General features: G+C 44.7%; 1 protein-coding gene. It reads left to right on the forward strand.

The window, feature by feature from the left end; genetic code table 11:
• Window positions 1-237 (forward strand): energy-coupling factor transporter transmembrane component T (locus tag A3774_RS16250; protein WP_197468104.1); only part of this gene is annotated, 237 nt, incomplete at both ends.

Raw genomic sequence — 237 nt, forward strand, 5'->3', positions numbered from 1 at the left:
TATATCTAAAAGCACACCTCTTTTCCAGCGTATGCAGAATGTCGCAAAAATCCTCGGACCGTTGATTTTTTCTAGCCTAGATCGTGCTGATGAAATTTCTAATGCAATGACTCTGCGCGGCTTTGGCCGACATGCAACTCGGACTTGGTATAGCGCTAAGCCACTGCATAAAACCGATAAGATTTGTCTCGTGATGGTTGCAGCAATCGTGGTACTGGCGATCGTAAAGCGTTATTT

This window comes from Neptuniibacter marinus, from assembly GCF_001597725.1.
Lineage (GTDB): Bacteria > Pseudomonadota > Gammaproteobacteria > Pseudomonadales > Balneatricaceae > Neptuniibacter > Neptuniibacter marinus.